General features: G+C 52.9%; 14 protein-coding genes. 3 read left to right on the forward strand and 11 right to left on the reverse strand.

Features of this window, described 5'->3' with window-relative positions; genetic code table 11:
- Positions 1 to 39 precede the first annotated feature (39 nt).
- Entirely contained in the window at positions 40 to 1,392 is a 1,353-nt protein-coding gene (gene mpl, locus WH279_RS21840; RefSeq protein WP_339458843.1) for a UDP-N-acetylmuramate:L-alanyl-gamma-D-glutamyl-meso-diaminopimelate ligase, read from the reverse strand.
- Positions 1,393 to 1,559: 167 nt separating this feature from the next.
- Between mpl and fbp the strand changes: the two genes are divergently transcribed.
- Positions 1,560 to 2,558: a class 1 fructose-bisphosphatase gene (gene fbp, locus WH279_RS21845; RefSeq protein ID WP_133842525.1), complete on the forward strand. Its 999-nt coding sequence runs from the start codon at positions 1,560 to 1,562 to the stop codon at positions 2,556 to 2,558.
- Between the two features lie 108 nt (positions 2,559 to 2,666).
- Here fbp and WH279_RS21850 read toward each other — a convergent pair whose 3' ends face one another.
- Entirely contained in the window at positions 2,667 to 4,232 is a 1,566-nt protein-coding gene (locus WH279_RS21850; RefSeq protein WP_339458846.1) for a methyl-accepting chemotaxis protein, read from the reverse strand.
- 367 nt (positions 4,233 to 4,599) lie between these two features.
- Between WH279_RS21850 and WH279_RS21855 the strand changes: the two genes are divergently transcribed.
- Positions 4,600 to 5,034 (forward strand): putative T6SS immunity periplasmic lipoprotein, encoded by a 435-nt coding sequence (locus WH279_RS21855; RefSeq protein ID WP_339458848.1) that lies wholly within the window; start codon positions 4,600 to 4,602, stop codon positions 5,032 to 5,034.
- A 155-nt stretch (positions 5,035 to 5,189) separates the two neighbouring features.
- Positions 5,190 to 5,720: an inorganic diphosphatase gene (gene ppa, locus WH279_RS21860; RefSeq protein WP_133842529.1), complete on the forward strand. Its 531-nt coding sequence runs from the start codon at positions 5,190 to 5,192 to the stop codon at positions 5,718 to 5,720.
- Positions 5,721 to 5,810: 90 nt separating this feature from the next.
- On the opposite strand, the gene WH279_RS21865 is transcribed toward ppa, so the two are convergent.
- From WH279_RS21865 to tamA, 9 genes are all read right to left on the reverse strand, one after another.
- A complete protein-coding gene (locus WH279_RS21865) occupies positions 5,811 to 6,380 on the reverse strand; it encodes a hypothetical protein (RefSeq protein WP_339458851.1) in 570 nt (189 codons plus the stop codon).
- 37 nt (positions 6,381 to 6,417) lie between these two features.
- Positions 6,418 to 7,149, reverse strand: a complete 732-nt coding sequence (locus WH279_RS21870; protein WP_339458853.1) for a fimbria/pilus chaperone family protein — start codon at positions 7,147 to 7,149, stop codon at positions 6,418 to 6,420.
- The gene (locus WH279_RS21875) at positions 7,149 to 7,817 is read right to left on the reverse strand and encodes a DUF1120 domain-containing protein (protein ID WP_339458855.1); all 669 of its coding nucleotides are present in this window, start codon (positions 7,815 to 7,817) and stop codon (positions 7,149 to 7,151) included. Before WH279_RS21875 ends, WH279_RS21870 begins: the two co-directional genes overlap by 1 nt.
- Before the next feature lie 49 nt (positions 7,818 to 7,866).
- The gene (locus WH279_RS21880; protein ID WP_339458857.1) at positions 7,867 to 10,281 is read right to left on the reverse strand and encodes a fimbria/pilus outer membrane usher protein; all 2,415 of its coding nucleotides are present in this window, start codon (positions 10,279 to 10,281) and stop codon (positions 7,867 to 7,869) included.
- 75 nt (positions 10,282 to 10,356) lie between these two features.
- The gene (locus WH279_RS21885; protein ID WP_339458859.1) at positions 10,357 to 11,058 is read right to left on the reverse strand and encodes a fimbria/pilus chaperone family protein; all 702 of its coding nucleotides are present in this window, start codon (positions 11,056 to 11,058) and stop codon (positions 10,357 to 10,359) included.
- Positions 11,059 to 11,149: 91 nt separating this feature from the next.
- Entirely contained in the window at positions 11,150 to 11,833 is a 684-nt protein-coding gene (locus tag WH279_RS21890; protein WP_339458861.1) for a DUF1120 domain-containing protein, read from the reverse strand.
- 593 nt (positions 11,834 to 12,426) lie between these two features.
- The gene (locus WH279_RS21895) at positions 12,427 to 12,771 is read right to left on the reverse strand and encodes a gamma-glutamylcyclotransferase family protein (RefSeq protein ID WP_133842536.1); all 345 of its coding nucleotides are present in this window, start codon (positions 12,769 to 12,771) and stop codon (positions 12,427 to 12,429) included.
- Positions 12,772 to 12,773: 2 nt separating this feature from the next.
- Positions 12,774 to 16,547 carry an autotransporter assembly complex protein TamB gene (gene tamB, locus WH279_RS21900; RefSeq protein ID WP_339458863.1) on the reverse strand — a complete coding sequence of 1,258 codons (3,774 nt, stop codon included), beginning with the start codon at positions 16,545 to 16,547 and terminating at the stop codon, positions 12,774 to 12,776.
- Complete coding sequence (gene tamA / locus WH279_RS21905; protein ID WP_418903902.1) at positions 16,544 to 18,283, reverse strand: autotransporter assembly complex protein TamA; 1,740 nt, start codon at positions 18,281 to 18,283, stop codon at positions 16,544 to 16,546. The genes tamB and tamA overlap by 4 nt, the downstream gene beginning before the upstream one ends.
- Positions 18,284 to 18,592 lie beyond the last annotated feature (309 nt).

The raw sequence follows: 18,592 nt of genomic DNA on the forward strand, positions 1-18,592 counted from the left end.
CGCCCCCTACACGTAGGGGGCGGGCACGCCCGATGCAAATTACGCCAACCGATCTAACAATTTCTGATGAATCCCACCAAAACCGCCATTACTCATCACCAGGATGGTATCGCCCGGCTGGGCCTTTTTGGCGATCATTTCTATCAGTGTATCGAGATCCGCACTCCACTGCGCCGGCTGAATGCAGGCCTCGGCCACGTCGGCCACCTGCCACGGAATGTGGTGCGGCTGATAAAGAAACACTTCATCAGCACGTCCCAGTGCCGGGGCTAAATCGTCCTTGCTGATGCCCATTTTCATGGTATTCGACCGGGGTCCCAGCACCGCCAGAATGCGCGCTGTGCCGCCGACTTTGCCGCGCAGCGCCGCCAGCGTCGCGAGGATAGCCGTTGGGTGATGGGCAAAGTCATCGTAGACCTTAATGCCGTTACTCTCCCCACGCAGCTCCAGACGACGACGGGCATTGATAAAGTCATTCAGCGCACGCCCCGCATCTTCGGGCTTCACGCCAACATGACGTGCCGCGGCAATGGCCATCATGCCGTTATGCATGTTGTGCTCACCCACCAGCGACCAGTTCACTTCCGCCACACGCTCGCCGTCCAGCAGCACTTCCCAGTGTGAGGCATCCGGGGACAGTTTTTTCGCCTGCCAGTGGCCGTTATCACCCACGGTTTCCTGTTCGCTCCAGCAGCCCATCGCGATCACCTGTTTCAGGTTAGCATCATGCTCTGGCAGGATAATTTTTCCCTGGCCAGGCACGATGCGGACCAGATGATGGAACTGTTTCTGAATAGCACGCAGATCGTCAAAAATATCGGCATGATCAAATTCGAGGTTGTTCAGAATCAGGGTACGCGGGCAGTAATGAACGAACTTCGAGCGCTTGTCGAAGAACGCGCAGTCGTACTCATCCGCCTCAATGACAAAGAATGGGCTTTTTCCTAAATTCGCAGAAACCTCGAAATTTCCAGGCACACCACCGATGACGAATCCCGGTTCATAGCCGCAGGCCTGTAAAATCCACGCTGCCATGCCCGCTGTGGTGGTTTTCCCGTGGGTTCCGGCGACCGCAATCACCCAGCGGTCGCGCAGGACGAAGTCATGCAGCCACTGTGGGCCAGAGAGATAAGGAATATTGCGCTCCAGCACCGCTTCCACACAGGGATTACCCCGGGTCATCGCGTTACCGATGATCACCAGGTCCGGTGCAGGATCGAGCTGAGAAGCATCATAACCCTGAATTAAATCAATGCCCTGCTTCTCTAACAGCGTGCTCATTGGCGGGTAAACGTTAGCATCAGAGCCGGTCACTTCATGGCCGAGCGCGCGGGCCAGCATCGCCAGTCCACCCATAAAGGTGCCGCAGATACCGAGGATATGAATACGCATAAAAGGTCCGTTTCGTAAAATGTTCGGCCTTAGTGTAACGCCCCCATCGTGCGGAAGAAACGGATTTGCCCTATGTTCTTTAGCGTTCAATCGGCTAAACTGCGTACGCATACGTTGGCAGTTTGTGAATCAAGCTGCTACTCAACCGCAGATTCAGGGATTGTGTTATGAAAACGTTAGGCGAATTTATCGTCGAGAAGCAACACGACTTTCCGCACGCAACAGGTGAACTGACCGCTTTGATCTCCGCGATCAAACTGGGCGCTAAGATTATCCACCGCGACATTAACAAAGCTGGCCTGGTCGATATTCTGGGTGCCAGCGGCGCTGAAAATATTCAGGGCGAAGAACAGATGAAGCTCGATCTGTTTGCCAATGAAAAACTCAAAGCCGCACTGAAGGCCCGTGGCATTGTTGCAGGTATCGCGTCAGAAGAAGAAGATGAGTTCGTGATCTTTGAAGGCGCGGAAAACGGCAAGTACGTGGTACTGATGGATCCTCTCGACGGCTCCTCAAACATTGATGTCAACGTTTCTGTCGGCACCATTTTCTCAATTTACCGTCGTCTTACCCCTCCGGGTACGCCAGTGACCGAAGAAGACTTCCTGCAGCCTGGTAGCCAGCAGGTTGCCGCCGGTTACGTGGTTTACGGCTCCTCCACCATGCTGGTTTATACCACCGGCTGTGGCGTACATGCCTTTACGTACGACCCGTCACTGGGTGTGTTCTGCCTGAGCGCGGAACGTATGACCTTCCCGGAAAAGGGCTACACCTATTCCATCAATGAAGGTAACTACATCCGCTTCCCGCAGGGTGTGAAAAAATACCTGAAATTCTGTCAGGAAGAGGATGTCGCGACCCAACGTCCTTATACCTCACGCTATATCGGCTCGCTGGTGGCAGATTTCCACCGTAACCTGCTGAAAGGCGGGATCTACCTCTACCCAAGCACCGCCAGCCACCCTAAAGGCAAGCTGCGCCTGCTGTATGAGTGCAACCCGATGGCGTTTCTGGCGGAACAGGCTGGCGGTAAAGCCTCTGACGGCAAGAACCGTATTCTGGACCTGGTGCCAGAAAGCCTGCATGAACGCTCACCGTTCTTCGTCGGCAATGACCATATGGTTGATGATACCGAACGTTTCCTGCGCGAATTCCCGGATAACTAAACGGTAACGTTTACCGATTCCGACTGACCAACGCGTAGGGGCGGACCTTCTTTTTCGGTCCGCCCTTTCTTTTGGGGAAGCGACCAGAAAAGCACCCGCCCCAACGATTTATGCCGCCTGCGTCACCTTAAACACCGCCATGGTTCGCACCAGCTGCTGAGACTGCTCTTCCAGCGACTGCGTTGCGGCGGCCGCTTCTTCCACCAGCGCGGCATTCTGCTGTGCGACTTCATCCATCTGCGTCACTGCCTGATTCACCTGTTCAATACCGTGACTCTGTTCCTGCGATGCGCTGGAAATCTCTTTCATCAACGTGGTGACTCGCATGACTTCCGTCGAGATTTCATCCATGGTTTCACCGGCTTTGGTCGCCATATCAGAGCCTTCGTTGACGCGAATCTGCGACTCGCTAATCAGCGTACGGATCTCTTTCGCCGCCGTTGCACTGCGCTGGGCCAGATTACGTACCTCGGTAGCAACAACAGCAAAGCCACGGCCCTGCTCACCTGCGCGTGCTGCTTCAACAGAGGCGTTCAGCGCCAGGATATTCGTCTGGAAGGCGATGCCGTCAATCACACCCAGAATGTCGCCAATACGCTGCGAGCTGTTAGAGATTTCCCCCATTTTCTCCATCACGTAACACACCACTTCTGCGCCGCGATCGGCGGTATCAGAAACAGCACGTGCCAGCAGATGTGCCTGTTGGGCGTTATCTGCATTCTGCTTCACCGTGGCGGTTAACTGCTCCATGCTCGCCGCCGTCTGTTCCAGCGATGCCGCAGACTCTTCAGTACGCTGGGAGAGATTGAGGTTGCCCGAGGCGAGTTCGCGGCTGCCGATATCAATTTGCAGACTGGCATCGCGCACCAGGCCAACCGAATGCTGTAGCGACTGCTGCATCGTTCCCAGTGCGGCATTTAAACGGCCCAGTTCATTATCACCGCTTTCCGGTACGGGCTGAGTCAGATCGCCACCCGCCACATACTCAAGATGCCTGATAGCCTGATCCAGCGGCTTCAGCAGGAGTATGCGCAAAATCACCCATGCGAGCGCCACCAGCAGCAGTGTCAGCGCGCCGCTCACCAGGATCAGAACGGTCATCATGGTTTGGTTACGCGCGGCCTGAGCCATCTGTGTTGCGCTGACGTCGTCGGCATAAGCACCAAATGCCGATACTGCGGCAGAGAATTTACCTGCAAGGTCGGAGAGGTTTCCTTCCAGAACGCTGTAGTAATCATCTATGCTCTGTTTTTGCAGCGCCGCCATCATTGGCGTGATGCCATTAACCAGGTAATCTTCATGGGTTGCCACTACGGCTTCCGCCAGAATTCGGCCGTGTTCAGTGACGGTTCCGGCATCAATGAATCGTTTCAGCTCCTGTTGCGATAAAACCACGTAACTGGCGGAACGTGTGGCTATTTTTTCCGCTTCGTCCGGCAGGCCGATTTCCATTTTGCGTATGGCCAGCGCCGCAGTGGCGCGGGTGCGCAATAGATTGCCGTTGCTCATATACAGCGCGTTCAACTCAATGCCCTGAATGCGGTTGATCACATCCAGTGAGCGGTTTCCCTTTTGAATCGCGATAATGCCCATGACACTCACCACTAAAAGCAGCAGCGTCATCATGGCAAGTAACGCCAATAAACCCGTACGTATTGAGATTCTCTTAAGCATGATCATTTCCCGATAGTGTTAAGCCTGGTCATTCCTGGTCCCTAAATCGACCATGTTATCGGCAATAACATTACTCAGCTTTAACCATAACAATGATTAAATTGATCCAAAACAGGAAACCCGTAAGCGTGAATTAAGGGCATTTCAACGCTTTTGTTGTGGGTAAACATTGGAAGGAAAATGACTGTGAAGGAAAATACAGACGATGATGGATTAGATCCATGTAAAACCAGAGAAATGATTTAACAATGATGAATAAACCAAATTAATCCCCTGGCAGGCGATGTACTCACTGTGATGAGCTATCCGATGATGAGTGACTAAAACATTATAAATATACGCTGCGAGCCTTTCCGTGGAGCCTGTGATGACAATAAAAAAAGTGCTGTTTCCCGCCCTGATTGCCTCGCTTCTTACCGGCTGCGGGTGGATGGGCCATTACAGCCCCCCCAATGAGCTCGGACAGGTGTCCCTGACAAATGCCGGAGTGTGTTTCCATATTAAAAATGCCAGCGACTATTATGCTCATTATCTGGTTATCAGAGAGAGTCGTGCACCGGAGATGTCTGGCTTCAACAGAGAATTCCCCGCTTTAAAAATTGCTAATGATCAGCTCTGCATTCCTGAAACGTATTACAAGTTCCCGAACTCAGGTGCCAGGCGGGTTGATATCGCTTTACGCTCACCCACTAAGAAGATGAGACGCCGTTATATTGTCTCTGAATTCAACATGGTCAACGGTGAGCCACACCCCTTTGCACCGAGTGAATATTCCATACCCCAGCCCGACGTGGATGATTAGCCATCATCGTGAGCCGGGCATCGCATAGCGCAGCATTTCACTGTCATTGATGCCCCGGCACGGAGCAATCTGAAAGGCGGAAAAAGGAAGGTACTTTGAAGATGACCTGGCTATAATACCCGGCACTCAACCTAAGATGATTGAAGGAATTCATAATGAGCTTGAACCTGGTACCAGCGGGTAAAGACCTGCCAGACGATATCTATGTCGTCATCGAGATCCCGGCAAATGCCTCTCCGATCAAATACGAAGTCGACAAAGAGACTGGCGCACTGTTCGTTGACCGTTTCATGGCGACAGCGATGTTCTATCCGTGCAACTACGGTTACATCAACCACACCCTGTCCCTGGATGGCGACCCGGTTGACGTCCTGGTGCCAACACCGTACCCGTTACAGCCTGGCTCTGTGATCCGCTGCCGTCCGGTTGGCGTGCTGAAAATGACCGACGAATCTGGCGAAGATGCCAAAGTTGTTGCGGTTCCACACAGCAAACTGAGCAAAGAGTACGAGCACATCCAGGATGTGAACGACCTGCCAGAACTGCTGCGCGGCCAGATCACCCACTTCTTCGAGCAGTATAAAGCGCTGGAAAAAGGCAAATGGGTTAAGGTTGACGGCTGGGAAGGCGTAGAAGCCGCTAAAGCGGAAATCGTTTCCTCCTTCGAGCGCGCTGCGAAGAAATAATCTTCCGGTAGACCCGCGCCAGTGAAAATGCTCTGCCACTGACGCCGAAAAACACCGCCACGGCGGTGTTTTTTTTATCCCGCTTCTCCGCTATTCGATAATCGATACCGTCATGTCGTTCCCCGGCCGATAGTCATCCTGTAGAGCAAAGAGCTGGTCCGTGAACACAGGATGCAACGTCACAATAAAGTTTAAATGGCGCCCCGCGTCGACAATCTCGATCTCACTTCCTGGCAGCAGCGTGCCTGCTTGTCGGCTCACGTCACTCTTTTGCCCCGAGAGTGAAGAGAGATCGCGGTAAGCCGTCGCACGATCGTCCAGCATCAGCGCAGAAATATCTACCTCAAGTTCACCGTCGCGACCAAAGGCGAACTGCCGCTGACTGCCGCTACTGTCACTGAAGGCCAGTCGAATTTTCCGGGGTTCATCGCACTCCACCCTGAATACGGCTACACGCGACGTCAGGTGATGTTTCCCATCAGGGCCTCGTGTGATCTGGGTATTTATCTGGCCATAATCCAGCATCCCCGTGCCCGTGCTGATGCGACATTCAGCCTGAACCAGCCCTGAACACAGCAGCAAACTTGCCACCATCAGACGCATCCCTTGACGGCGGTGCGGGCGCGAACGTTTCCTGCAGTCCATTTTACGTTCCTTCATGTGTTATCCCGTTAAAGCTGGCGATGCAGCAGATAAGTTAGCCATGATGCTCCAGCGGTTGTATAAACAGACCCGCGACATAGCCATATTTTGACAGACTCTGGATCTGGATCTGCTTGCTGTTTTTCAGAGCAGCGGCATCCTGCCCCTTAACGGTCAGCGTTTCGCCAGGAAGAATATAGCTTTTACTCAGCATGATATTTTTCATTGAGGGCAGCAGCACAACGGTCTGTGACAGTCGCACCACGTAACGGCTGGGATTAACGATGGTCAACACGCCGCTCCTTTCCGAGAATTTCAATGCTTCCCAGGGGTCGGACTTCATTGGCAGACCGGCAGGATGAATAATGATCGGGAGGTCCTGCCTGAGGCTTAAGCCCACCGTATTCTTGCCGCTCAGCGCTTGTAGCGGGATCCCTTCCAGAATCACCCGCTTCATATGCTCTGTCTTGAGCGGCCCCAGGCTATGCAGTAAGAAGCGTAGCCGCTGCGTCTGACCCGCCGCCAGCCGGGTCACCGGCTGGGTCACCAGCAGCTGAGGCTGAAGATCGTCTGGCAGGTTGTAGATCTTCACATACAGCAACGCCTCGTGATCTGCGGTATTGGTGACGTTCAGGCTCCCACCTTTTGCTTCTTCGTTGATCATTAACATCGAGGTTTCAGGTTTCATCACCGCCCACGCCGGGTGTGCGATGAGCAGCGCCAGCAGGCTACACAGTATGTATTTACCCGCAGACCAGGATATACAGTGACGGATGATGACAGCCATCAGAGATACACAATATCAAAGGTTGCACTGCCAGCAATCGTCACTTCATCCGATGTTCCAAGGGCATCAAGGGCGACAATCCAGGGAGTGACATTCATATCAAAGACCACATTTTTTGCCGGTATTGGCACGCGCAGCATATCGGAGGTGAAAGACACAAGTTCCTCTCCCTGATACTTCCACAGCACACTTCCCTTCGCCTCTGCCCAGATTTTCCCTTCATCGGCCGAGACGGTGAGTTTTTGCATGGGATGCCCATCTACCATGGACCTGTCCGCCGGGGTATAGATGCGGTACGCACCGATATTTTTCCCCGCTTCGGTAGCCCCCAAACTGAAACTGGTCTCCGCAGCCTTTCCGTCAATTTTCGCTTCCCCGGCTTTCTCAGCGATATCTCTGGCTCGTACGGCAAATAGCGTGGGCGTTTCACAGCTGATATTCAGCTTAATGTTCTTCGTCGTCAGCGAGGTGGATTTGGAGGATGAGAGGCTGGCAGCGCTAATCTGCTGCCAGTCGAGTATGCCCCCGCCATCAAAGCGAATATCACAGGAGGCGGGCTTAATAGTACCTCGTATCTGCAACGTGGCCTGGGTGCTGGCGGGAACCGCAGTGCTGAGTATCATGCCCGTCAGCAGCGTGATAGCGGAAAGAATTCTTTTCAGTTCCATTGCACAATTCCTTTGTAAGATACGAGTTATGCCGTTTTAACCGCCCAGGCTAAATGCATACACCGGTAATTTTCTGATAGGGTCCGCCATCCTCTGGCTGCTCATCCAGACGGTAGGTGAAGCTGCAACGCGTATCGCGCCCTGCCACATCAATCAGCAGCGTGGCTTTCTCCGGTGAGTTATTCAGATAGACCAGCCCATTATCGATAGCAATCGTGAGTATCGTTCCCTGCTCATCCATGACCTTACTGCCACGCGGTAACGCCGTACCATCGCTCAGGGTAAGATCTAACAGGACCCGCCGGGTGGTTAACACCGTGTAATTAATGCGCTTCACGCTTCCCCGGGCGAGTGTGACGCTGTGGTGGCCGTTATTAACGTCCGATTTTTTCGGCAGCGTTTCCGTATTCAGATCAAGGTTAGCGGGCCGCCACGCCGGAAGCTGAGGTGCCAGCGCCAGACCTCGCCAGTCCGTCCAGACTGTCCCCCCCGGCGTGTTGATCGCCACGTTTGCCAGCCTTTCATTCATGGCGATCATGCCAAAGGTCTGCCCAACGGAGATAGGTGAGAACAACACATTTTTACCGATAATGCCGATGCCACCGCTGCCGCTCACGGAGTAGTTGCTGGAGTGATTGCCGCTGTTTCCAGCTGATACAGAAAGAGTGGTGTAATGCAGGTCGGCGTTGAGGCCACCTTGCACTGACTGGCTATGCTGCTTTAAATCCCGTTCTGTAGAAAGGCTGTAACCCACATCACGGTTTACCGGCCCGCTGATCTCACTGCCCAGCTGACTGCGGTTGTTCGAGCTACGGTAATAGGTGTTACTGTAGTGTCGGCCCAAAGGAACATTGGCGTTAACCGATAGCAGCTTGTTCGATTTGTTCATCCCCTTACTGTGCGAAAAATTCACCGACAGCATGACTTTTTTAATGTTAGCGCCCCAACTCAGCGTATTGTACCGGGTTGATGCAATCCCCTGGTTAAAGCTGCTTTCAGCGTGACTGATTGAGAAAGTCCCCATCCTAGGGGTCACCCAGTTAGCTGACAAGGTGTACTGGGTATTTTCTCTTTGAAAATAATTCGCTTCCGACAGACTGGCCTGACTGATAGCGGCAAACGCAGGTGTATTTTTACTGACGCTGGCACTGACCGAAAGCGCTTCGAAAAGGCGGTAATCTGCCGAGAACAACAACCGCGCACTGCGTGCTCCGTGATAACGGTCATTTGCTGCCGCGATCTGTGCGGCGAGCTGTAACCCCTGCGAGACCCTGTGACCCAGCGATAGCGCTACGGACTGGTATCTATCCGATAACAGCAGGCCCGTTTGCGCCAGTAAACGGCTAAACGGCTTCCAGTTGCGGTTCATGGTCAAAATAGCTGGCGCGCCGTCACCATTTCCCCGAACAGAACGAAGCCTGCCCGCGGCCAGAGAAATACCCTGCCCCCCTGAGGGGTTAACGTTAATCACTCGGTTCGCAGGTACGGTAAAATGCTGCTGCTGGCCGTTAGTTTCCAACACACTAACGTCCAGATCGCTGTTAAGGTTTTTCAGCGGGATGCGATTTAAACGGAAAGGCCCGGCGGGCACCAGCGTGTTGTAGATCAACATGCCGTATTGACGCACTTCCACTCGCGCCTGAGGCGTGCTGGCAATGCCCTCAACGACCCCCTGAGCATCATCATTCTGCTGGAATCCCTCATCAGGGATAATCTGAATACCCGTGATTTCACCGAGTTCAAAAAGCGTATTACTGACGCCAATTTGTCCGACCTGGAAGCGCTTCTGCCAGTGTTCAAAGGATCGTTCGGCATACAGTGAATTCATATTGGTACTGACTACGCCGTCCTGCAGATTGAACTGCTGCCAGCTGCGCACCATCCAGTTGGAAATATTAAAGCCATCTTCCAGCGTCAAATAGCTATAACGGCTCTCTTTTCCACGATTACGGTTGAGGGAAGTGAAATAATTATAATTGAGCAACGCTCCCACCCCTCCCGCCTCACCGCTTATCTCCACCGGTGACGACTGCAATGCCTGTTCCGGCACGACAAGGCTGGCAGCAAGATTTTGGGGTTCAAATCGGATGCTGATGGCGGGGTCACGTTTTGCCCAGTCAAAGCACTCCGTATCCGCCAGAGCCTCGTCCCCAGGCAATGTTAATCCCAGCTGGCTAAATAACTCAGGAGTAAAGCACAACCCGCCATCCTGATTAAATACCACGTTAAAAGCCCCCCGAAACTCCCCGTTTACGCTGATATCAACCAGACCTGGCCCGGCTGGAAAATGCGCAGGGGTATCCAACAGGTTAAGTATGGCTGGGTCAATCCCTCTCGCTCTAAGGATTTTCGCAGTGACGGACTCGCCGGAAGCTTGCGCTACTGTGGGTGTGGAGGTGTTTTGCGCTTTTAGTAATAGCTGAGGACGTTCGGGTGTTTCCTGCGCGCAGAGGTAAGCTGGCATCAGGGTGCCAGCCGCCGCAAGAAGTGCGCAATGGCAGTATGCATTTAAGGTAAAGCGTTCAGAACCAGACACGTGTTAAAGCTCGTGGCTAACGGACAGTTCAGCATTACCCACTTCATATCCATACGAAGAAACGGCATCAATACGAATCTTCTGGGTTCTCGCCAACGCCAATACATCAGAAAATACCACGGGTAAGGTTTCACCCGGCAGGATATAACTCTTATTGAGAGTCACTTTTTGATTGCCTGGCAGCAAGGTGAAGGACGGAGCCATCCTGACAACCCAAGCACCAGGGTTATGGACCCTCAATTTTCCCTGCTTAACAGACCATTGCAAATCTTTCCAGGAGCCGATATTTTCCGCCAGCCCGGCAGGATGGATAATCACCGGCAAATTCTGCCGCAGACTGATTGCAATACCCTGATTTGCTACGGCGGTGATCGGAATACCTTCGAAGGTCACGCGCTTCATATGTTCGGTGGTTAACGGGCGGTCACTGGTTAGCACAAAACGAACCCGCTGAGTCTGGCCTGCCGCCACGCGCATAACCGGTTGAGTGACGATCAGTTGAGGAAATTTATCATCGGGTAGGTCAATAACCTTAACGTAGAGTAAGGCGTCTTTATCATCAGTATTAGTGACGTTAATACTGCCACCGCCCGCATCCTCCTGAATAAGCACCATCGAAGTTTGTGGCTGCATGACAGCGCTGGCAGGAAATATGATCACCAGAGGTATGATCGATAGGAATAACCGAAAAAATTGAATCAGCATAGTATTCATCCGTGAATCTACGTTACAAGAAAACCACCGACATCATGCTCTGATTAATAAAAAAAGAGCACAACACCGGTGGAAACTTCAATTACATATAAATAACTTCAAACGTGGTACTGCCGCTAAGATCGAAGTTACCGGCCAAGGCCTGGCCGGTAACAGGGCCCAGTGATGGTGCAATTTCCAGAGCAAATACTTTACTTTTTGCACTTGAACGCAGATAACTTGTTATACCTGAAGTGGTGCTCATATCCAATACAGCATCTTTATCGCCGAGTCGAGTGTTGATAAAGTACGCGAAATCTGTAGAGGTAAGCTTCTGATCCCATGCACTATCTTTATAGGTTACAAATGCTGAAGCCTTATCTTTATCAGCAGAACTTCCATTAACCAACGCTTTAATGGTATAGGCGCCAGCCGGGCCACCTACACCGTCTGATCCGAAGCTAAAGTAGTTTTTTGCAAGCGATTGCTGAATACCCTCTGGCAGTTTAGCTACATTATTATCCGATGCCTTAATAGCGAAATTCATTTTAGCCTGACAATTGACACTCAGGGTTACATTTTTCACAGGTAAATCATTCATTTTACTAGGGCTCATAGACGAAATGTCAATATCTTTCCACTCCAAAGCAGCGGAAGGAAGTGTGATTTCGCAACCACCCGGCAGGATATTTCCTTTCAATGACAGCGTTGCGCTTCCACCCGCCAGCGCCTGCCCTGAAGCAATAACACCAATAATCAATGCGGCAAGAGTTGTAATCTTTTTCATTTAATAATCCTTTATATAATAATAATTTAGGTCAATACTTAGCCAGATACTGGCAGACATGACCGTTTTTACAAACAATGGCAAAAATGCGCTTTTCGCCACGTTTATTCTTTGAATGCTCCGTTTCCTGTAAATGAAAAGACATTAAAAAATCGTTCATTAACTCATTATAATTACTTAAAAAACGTCAGTTAGCTCTTATAACAACGCAATCCATTAACGATTAAAGAAAGAAACAAAACAACAACGAGGGGATGCATAATAAACAAAAAACTCGAGATGACAATAATATAACTACGAAAAACAACTAAACAAAACATTACTCCACATGAGAGCCTGAATTCAGGAATAAAAACCACGAAGATACCTACCCCCAGCAAATGGAATAATCCTAACCACAAACAAATAAGATATTACTTAGAGCATGCGCGTTTATTATTTCTTATAAGTGAACGCGTAATAGTATAAAGAAAACATGACATAAAAGAAGGATTAACCGCTGGGATTTAAACAGCCTGTTTTTCGTCATAAAAAATCAAAGCCGCCTTCTAAGAAGGCGGCTTGTTTAGTGTGAACGACAGAAAAATCGGCAACTACTCTGCATCTCGCAGCAGCCAGTCGCCGCTGGTGATACGCTTTTTGCCAGTGACGGCACGCTGATAAACGTACAGCCAGGCACTACCGTAAGGGGTTTTTAACAGCTCACGCTTGTATTCACCGCCTTTGGTTCTGAGCGCATCCAGTTCGCCCAGTGTTGATGCATCAATCCGGTAAACCTCACAATAGACCTGCCCTTCACCCGCCACGACTCCCGGGTAATGACCAAGATTGTAAAGTGCGTAGCCGTCGATCTGATGATCGCCCAGCCACTGCCCGTTCGTCATCCAGTGACTGTTACCTTGCTTACGCCGCAGGCTACCATAGACAATTATTCGCATTGCTAGAACTCAAACTGATAGAGCACATCCAGTGCCTGATCAATACCAGACACCGCTTCCAAATAGAGTTTGGGCATCAGGCGGTAACGCAGCGTTAACGTCGCCAGTGAATCAAATATGCCAACACCGTATTTTACCTGTAGACCCGGCAGCACGTAGCCGCTGACCTGCACTTGCTGGCTGTCGCCAACCCCTGCAGTATCCAGCGCCAGATTACTGACACCAAAAGTCTCACCGATTTTACCCACAACCTGACCACTTTGTGCAACCCCCAATCCTACCAGGGCTGAAGTTAATGCATCACTGTCGCTGCCGCTAGCCCCTAATCCCTGTCCACGCAGCAGATAAGAGAGCGCTTCCTGCTGTGATTTCGCCGGGTCGGAGAAGATTTCCACCTTAGGCTCATCTGCAAGTCCGGTCACTCGTACCCCGGCCGTCACGTCGTCTTCGGTGGCTTCCGGGTTACGAATCGCCTCAATATTCACATACGGCTGGTCCGGTGGGCCGGAGAATTGCAGCTCACCTTTACGGACGATCAGGTCCTGACCGTAGGCATGAAAGCGACCAGAAGGGATATTGATCTGGCCATTCAGTCCCAGACCCCGTTTATCCTGCGCCAGTTTCAGATCGCCGTTCAGTTTCGCTTTCAGACCAAAGGCACTCAGACGCACATCGTTGCCAACGTGGATAACAAGATTACTGTTGATCGGAATGCCGCTGGTTTTCGGTGCAACAGGTTTCAGATCTTTATCCAGCAGCACCTCATCAGAGGAGACACCCACGGCACTTTCTGGCACTTCCTGCACGGTGATGCGCGCCCAGGGAATATCCACGCGGCCATCCAGATTAAACAGGTCCGGCGTGGCTTCAAACACCAGATCCGGTGAAACGTCCATCCGCACCATCGGCGGCACAGTCACACGCACTTTATCGCCCTTCGCCGCAATGCGCGCACGCCAGGCATCGAGCTGATTCCAGTCGGCATCGCCGTTAAGCGCAATTTGCCCCTGAGAAGTCTGAATCACGCCTTCGAGCGTCGAACTCATGCCATTAAACGCCATTGTCAGGTTAGCGGTGGTGAGGTCAACCGGCATAAAGCTGCCATCCACGTCAACGCCTCGCAGCCCAAGCTGGCCAAAGACCTGCGGTTTTTGCAGATTACCGCCCAGGCGCAGGTTACTGTTCAGCACCCCGGTGATTTTCTCCCCCTTCATCAGGGCCGGGTTGAGCATCGCCAGTGACAGGCTGGTGATATTGACGTTACCGGACAGGGTGCGCCGACCCTCGGGATCGGCAATCTGTACATTGCCATCCAACTGACCATTATTGGCAATGCGAATCAGCCAGTCGAGTTGAGCGCGACCGTTTGTCAGGGCCGCATTCAGGTTCAGCGTGCTGAAGGCGACAGGCAGCGTATTACCCTGGACATCCTGTTCCACTTTCACGTCATTCCCTTTCAGGGACACGCGTCCCGTCGGTAGCGCACCATCGGCAGTCCAGGCAACATCGGCATCGCCGCTGAACACCCCGGTAAGCTGTGTGGCTTCTGGCATAAAGGGTTTGATCATCGCCAGGTTAAAACGATTAAGCACCACGCGCGCATGGCCTGATGGCCCGGCTTCTATCGTCGTGGGTACGCACAGCTCGGCATTGGGGTTCTGCCAGCAGTGCTCGCCGATACTGACAGTCTGTTTCGCATTGAGGTAATCCAGCGCGATGGCACGCGTTAAGCGCCATTCCCCCACCGGTGTGTCAAAGCGGGTGTTATTCAGGTTACCCTTCCAGCGCTGTTCAGCTCGGTCGAAACTCCCGCTGAGCGCTAACTGGCCGGAAATCGGTTCGCCCTGCATGTTCAGCTTAAGCTGATGCTGTTTTTCCGTGCCGCTGGCATCCAGCGTCAGCAGATTCACCGCCAGTGCGTCCTGCTTCAGTTGTTCAACACGCAGTTTCAGTTTGCCCTGAATCTGTTCGCCTGAACTAACGTCTCCCTCCAGTTTGATACGACCAATGCGCATCGCCTGCCAGCGCAGCCCCGTCGCGGTCAGGTCTGCCAGCAGCTGTGGCGTTGTCAGGTCGCCACGGGCACGGATTGTCCCTTTGGCGACCCCGCCCAGGCCCGGCAGGGCATTATCCAGATGCTGCGCATCAATGTCGGCATCCAGGTTCAGCTTGTCGCCCAGCGATCCTTTCAGATTGACGTTGTTACGCCCCAGCACCAGCTTAATACCGGGAATATCCCACTGATTGTAGCTGTTGCCGTACAGTGTTCCGTCAGCGCTGACCGCGTTATTACGTACGTTACCCTTGAGCTTCAGCTCCGGCACGCGCATCTGCCAGCTGCCGCCGTAAAGGCTGCCCCGCGTGGTGATTTTACCGTCCAGCTTCGCTGGCCAGTCCGGATATTGTTTTGCCGTATTAATCCCGGATATCGTCAAATCACTGCGCCAGCTGATGGCTTTACTCCAGTCCACCAGTGCCGTCAGATCGGCATTTCCCTGTAACGCGGCCAGCCGCAGTTTATCCAGCGAGAACTGCTCGACGTTACCTTTACCCTCCAGCGTCAACGTGGCTGGTGGGATGTCCTGCCCCTGGAGTGCAGCTTTCAGGGACATCACGTAGTCGGTGGCTTTGCCTTTAAAGCTGAAGTTGAAATTATCGGCCTGATACTGCGCCTGTCCATCCAGCGGCCAACGCAGTTGCGGACTTTGCAGCGTCATATTGAGCGGTAAACCCGCTTCGGCAAGTTGTGTATCGGCATCCAGCTGCGCGCGAACCGGCCCGGAGAGATTCAGCCCCAGATTCAGCGTATCGCGCAGGCCTCCACCCAGCGTCATTTTGATCTTCTCACCTTTGATCGGATCGACGTTAAGCTGACTGTAGAGGGTGAAGTTGACTGGCCAGTTACCGCTCAGTGTCGCCTGGCCCTGGGCATTAAGCTGCCCCTGGGGTGAGTCGACATCCAGCGCCAGCAGCTGGAACTGATTATTTTCAGTTTTCGCCTTCAGCAGCAGGCGCTCTACCGCAATATCGGTATCACCCGTGATGCGCAGCTGCTCACCGAGCACTTCCTGCACATCCACATCCAGCGGCAACGTAAACGCGGGCAGGTCAGGCAGCAAAGGTTTAGCAAACATCGCTTTCAGCGTTTCACCCAGCGGCGCTTCATTGACGGCAGGCTGCTGAACTTTCGGTTGTACAACCTGTTCATTGGCGACGTTCAAGGCTTTCGGCAGCGCAATCAGCAGCCCCTGAATATGGGTCGGAGTCAGCGTCATTGCACGGCCCTGCCAGTGCAGCCCGCTGGTGAAATCTGCCAGCGAAATGGCGGTGTCGTCGATTTTAAGGTTGATGTTATGCAGGGCCAGCCTGCTGAGCGTGAGCGGGTACGGCGTGCTGATATCCCCCGCGCTGGTTTCTTCTTCTACTGGCGGGTCGGCCGGAGGGGGCATCTTTTTGCTGTCCACCACCACGTTAACGTCCTTCAACGAGAGATCGTTAACGCAAAACGCGCTCTGTTTCAGGCAGCCCAGGCGCAGCGCCAGATGAAACTCACCGGCATTGACCGTTACGCCCGGCATCTCATACTTCACGCCGCTCAGGGTCAAATCACGCCAGCCGCCTTTCACCTGCTGGATATCCAGCCCCGGCACCCAGCGTGCGGCACCGTTCAGCACCAGATGCAGACCGGTGGTGGTGCCGAGTAAGAAGGCAACGCCGCCAAACAGCAGCACAATAAAAATCAGAATGCCAATCAGGCCCTTTTTCCACCACTTCATAGTTCAGGCCCCAACCCAATGTAAAACTGAATATCCCGATCGTTTTGATCGCCAATCGGACGGGCAATGTCCACTTTGATCGGCCCGACCGGCGACTGCCAGCGCACGCCAAAGCCCGCACCGGTTTTGAAATTACTCTGCTTGATGTCGTTAACCGCTTCACCCGAATCAACAAACACCGCCCCCCACCATTTCCCCGTGACGTTGTACTGGTACTCCAGCGAACCGGTGGCAAGTTTGGATGCCCCGGTCAGCTTGCCTTCATCATCACGTGGGGAAATGCCTTTATATTTGTAGCCACGAATACTGCGGTCGCCCCCGGCGAAGAAGCGCAGGTCCGGTGGGACTTTTTCGAAATCATTGGTTTCAATCCAGCCAAGATTGCCACGCACCACAAAGCGGTGTTTATCCTGCAGTGTGCGGATCCAGACGTTCTGAGCCTGAATCACTGCGAAGTCGATATCCGACCCCCAGGTAGTATCAGAAACATCCAGCGAGTAGCGTTGTGAATCCCCCCAGGTCGGCATCAGGCCCCCCCGTGATCGGGTACGGTTAACGCTGACGCCCGGGTAAATCAGCATCGTGGTGTTGGTCACGCTGCCCTGGGTAAAGTGGTCGAGGCTCCAGCGCAGGTTGACGGCGCGCTGCCAGCCGCTGGAACTGTCCCAGTAGCGTGAGGCCGCAAGTGTGGTGGAGTCTGCTTTGGTATCGTTGAGGTCGGTGCGTTTCAGCCCGCCCTGCAACAGGTAATACTGCTCCAGCGGGTTTTTACGCAATGGCATTTTATAGCTGAAATCTAACTGCTGCTCCGGCGCAGAGATGTTCGCACTGGTGCTGAAGCTGTGCCCGCGATCATTTACCCAGGGCTTTTTCCACGTTGCTTTGACGCGCGGGCCGACGTCCGTCGAGTAACCCACGCCGGTTTCAATGGTGTTCTCGGTGCGCGGCGAAACAACACCATGCAGCGGCAGCACCTTGCTCTCGCGTCCTTTATCAAATTCAGGGGCAACGACAACCGAGTTAAACCAGCCGGTCGCGGACAAGCGTCGGTTAAGTTCAGCTAAATCACGTGAATTGTAGTAATCGCCCTTTTTAAACGGCACCAGGTTTTGCAGGTAGTCGTCGCGGATCTGCGAACCTGCGAAGCTGACCTCACCAAAGCGGTAACGCTGGCCACTGTCATAATCGAGATCCCAGAATGCCTCACGCCGTTCAACGGAGACGCCCAGCTGGCTTTTGCGGTAATCACCGTCAAAGTAGCCTTTACGCAGCGCCATGTTGCTCAGGGAGCTTTTAAACTTATCGTAGTCACTGTGATTAAGCACGGTTCCCAGTTTGGGTTTACCGTCCCGCACCAGCTTTTGGTAGTCTTCATCCGTACGGGCACCGCCACGCAGGATCACCGTTTCTCCGGCAATTTTCACCGGTTCACCTGGCGTGACCTTCGCCAGTAACACCTGACGTTTACCGCCAGCAGGCGGTGGCTGCAATTCAAAATCGATCTGCGGTTCGTAGTACCCCAGCGCCTTCAGCCCCTCTTTTACCGCATCGCTGACGCGTGCACGAAAGCGACCGTCGGAGGTGACTTCATCATTGGTAATGGTGGACAAACGCGCCCTGACATTCTTCTGTAATTCCCCGGATAACCCTGTGACCTGCAAACGAACATTCGCAGCCTGAGTAACAGGCGCGACGATCAGCAGACAAGACATGCAAAACACATGAATTCGTGGCACGCTTACTCCCGTTTTTATTGCCAGCCCGCAATCCACCGGGCTTACTCTGGTAAAAATAGTTCGCGAATGGTTCAGTTCAAAGGTAATGCATGCGCATCACCTTACTTATTATTGACGCGCGATCAACCTGAACCTAAGGCAAATTCGGTGCAACGTCACGCTACGTTACAACACAGATCGCGATTAGCCGTAAAAGGAGTGTAACGTGGTATCAGTATCAGACAAGTCTCAACCCGTTTTCTGCTCCGTGATACCTGCTCACTCAGAACATCGCTGCCGCAATTGTAAGCGCTCGATGCCACAGCTATA

It is taken from the genome of Erwinia sp. MYb375 (assembly GCF_037479175.1).
In the GTDB taxonomy this organism is placed as follows: Bacteria; Pseudomonadota; Gammaproteobacteria; order Enterobacterales; family Enterobacteriaceae; genus Erwinia; species Erwinia rhapontici.

What these genes read in the sequence shown, in the direction of transcription:
- WH279_RS21870 (WP_339458853.1), bottom strand. Translation starts at nt 7,149, where the DNA reads ATGGCTGTCATCATCCGTCACTGTATATCCTGGTCTGCGGGTAAATAC.
- WH279_RS21890 (WP_339458861.1), bottom strand. Translation starts at nt 11,833, where the DNA reads ATGAAAAAGATTACAACTCTTGCCGCATTGATTATTGGTGTTATTGCT.
- WH279_RS21855 (WP_339458848.1), top strand. Translation starts at nt 4,600, where the DNA reads ATGACAATAAAAAAAGTGCTGTTTCCCGCCCTGATTGCCTCGCTTCTT.
- WH279_RS21875 (WP_339458855.1), bottom strand. Translation starts at nt 7,817, where the DNA reads ATGGAACTGAAAAGAATTCTTTCCGCTATCACGCTGCTGACGGGCATG.
- WH279_RS21885 (WP_339458859.1), bottom strand. Translation starts at nt 11,058, where the DNA reads ATGCTGATTCAATTTTTTCGGTTATTCCTATCGATCATACCTCTGGTG.
- WH279_RS21880 (WP_339458857.1), bottom strand. Translation starts at nt 10,281, where the DNA reads ATGCCAGCTTACCTCTGCGCGCAGGAAACACCCGAACGTCCTCAGCTA.
- WH279_RS21865 (WP_339458851.1), bottom strand. Translation starts at nt 6,380, where the DNA reads ATGAAGGAACGTAAAATGGACTGCAGGAAACGTTCGCGCCCGCACCGC.
- mpl (WP_339458843.1), bottom strand. Translation starts at nt 1,392, where the DNA reads ATGCGTATTCATATCCTCGGTATCTGCGGCACCTTTATGGGTGGACTG.
- WH279_RS21850 (WP_339458846.1), bottom strand. Translation starts at nt 4,232, where the DNA reads ATGCTTAAGAGAATCTCAATACGTACGGGTTTATTGGCGTTACTTGCC.
- ppa (WP_133842529.1), top strand. Translation starts at nt 5,190, where the DNA reads ATGAGCTTGAACCTGGTACCAGCGGGTAAAGACCTGCCAGACGATATC.
- WH279_RS21895 (WP_133842536.1), bottom strand. Translation starts at nt 12,771, where the DNA reads ATGCGAATAATTGTCTATGGTAGCCTGCGGCGTAAGCAAGGTAACAGT.
- tamB (WP_339458863.1), bottom strand. Translation starts at nt 16,547, where the DNA reads ATGAAGTGGTGGAAAAAGGGCCTGATTGGCATTCTGATTTTTATTGTG.
- fbp (WP_133842525.1), top strand. Translation starts at nt 1,560, where the DNA reads ATGAAAACGTTAGGCGAATTTATCGTCGAGAAGCAACACGACTTTCCG.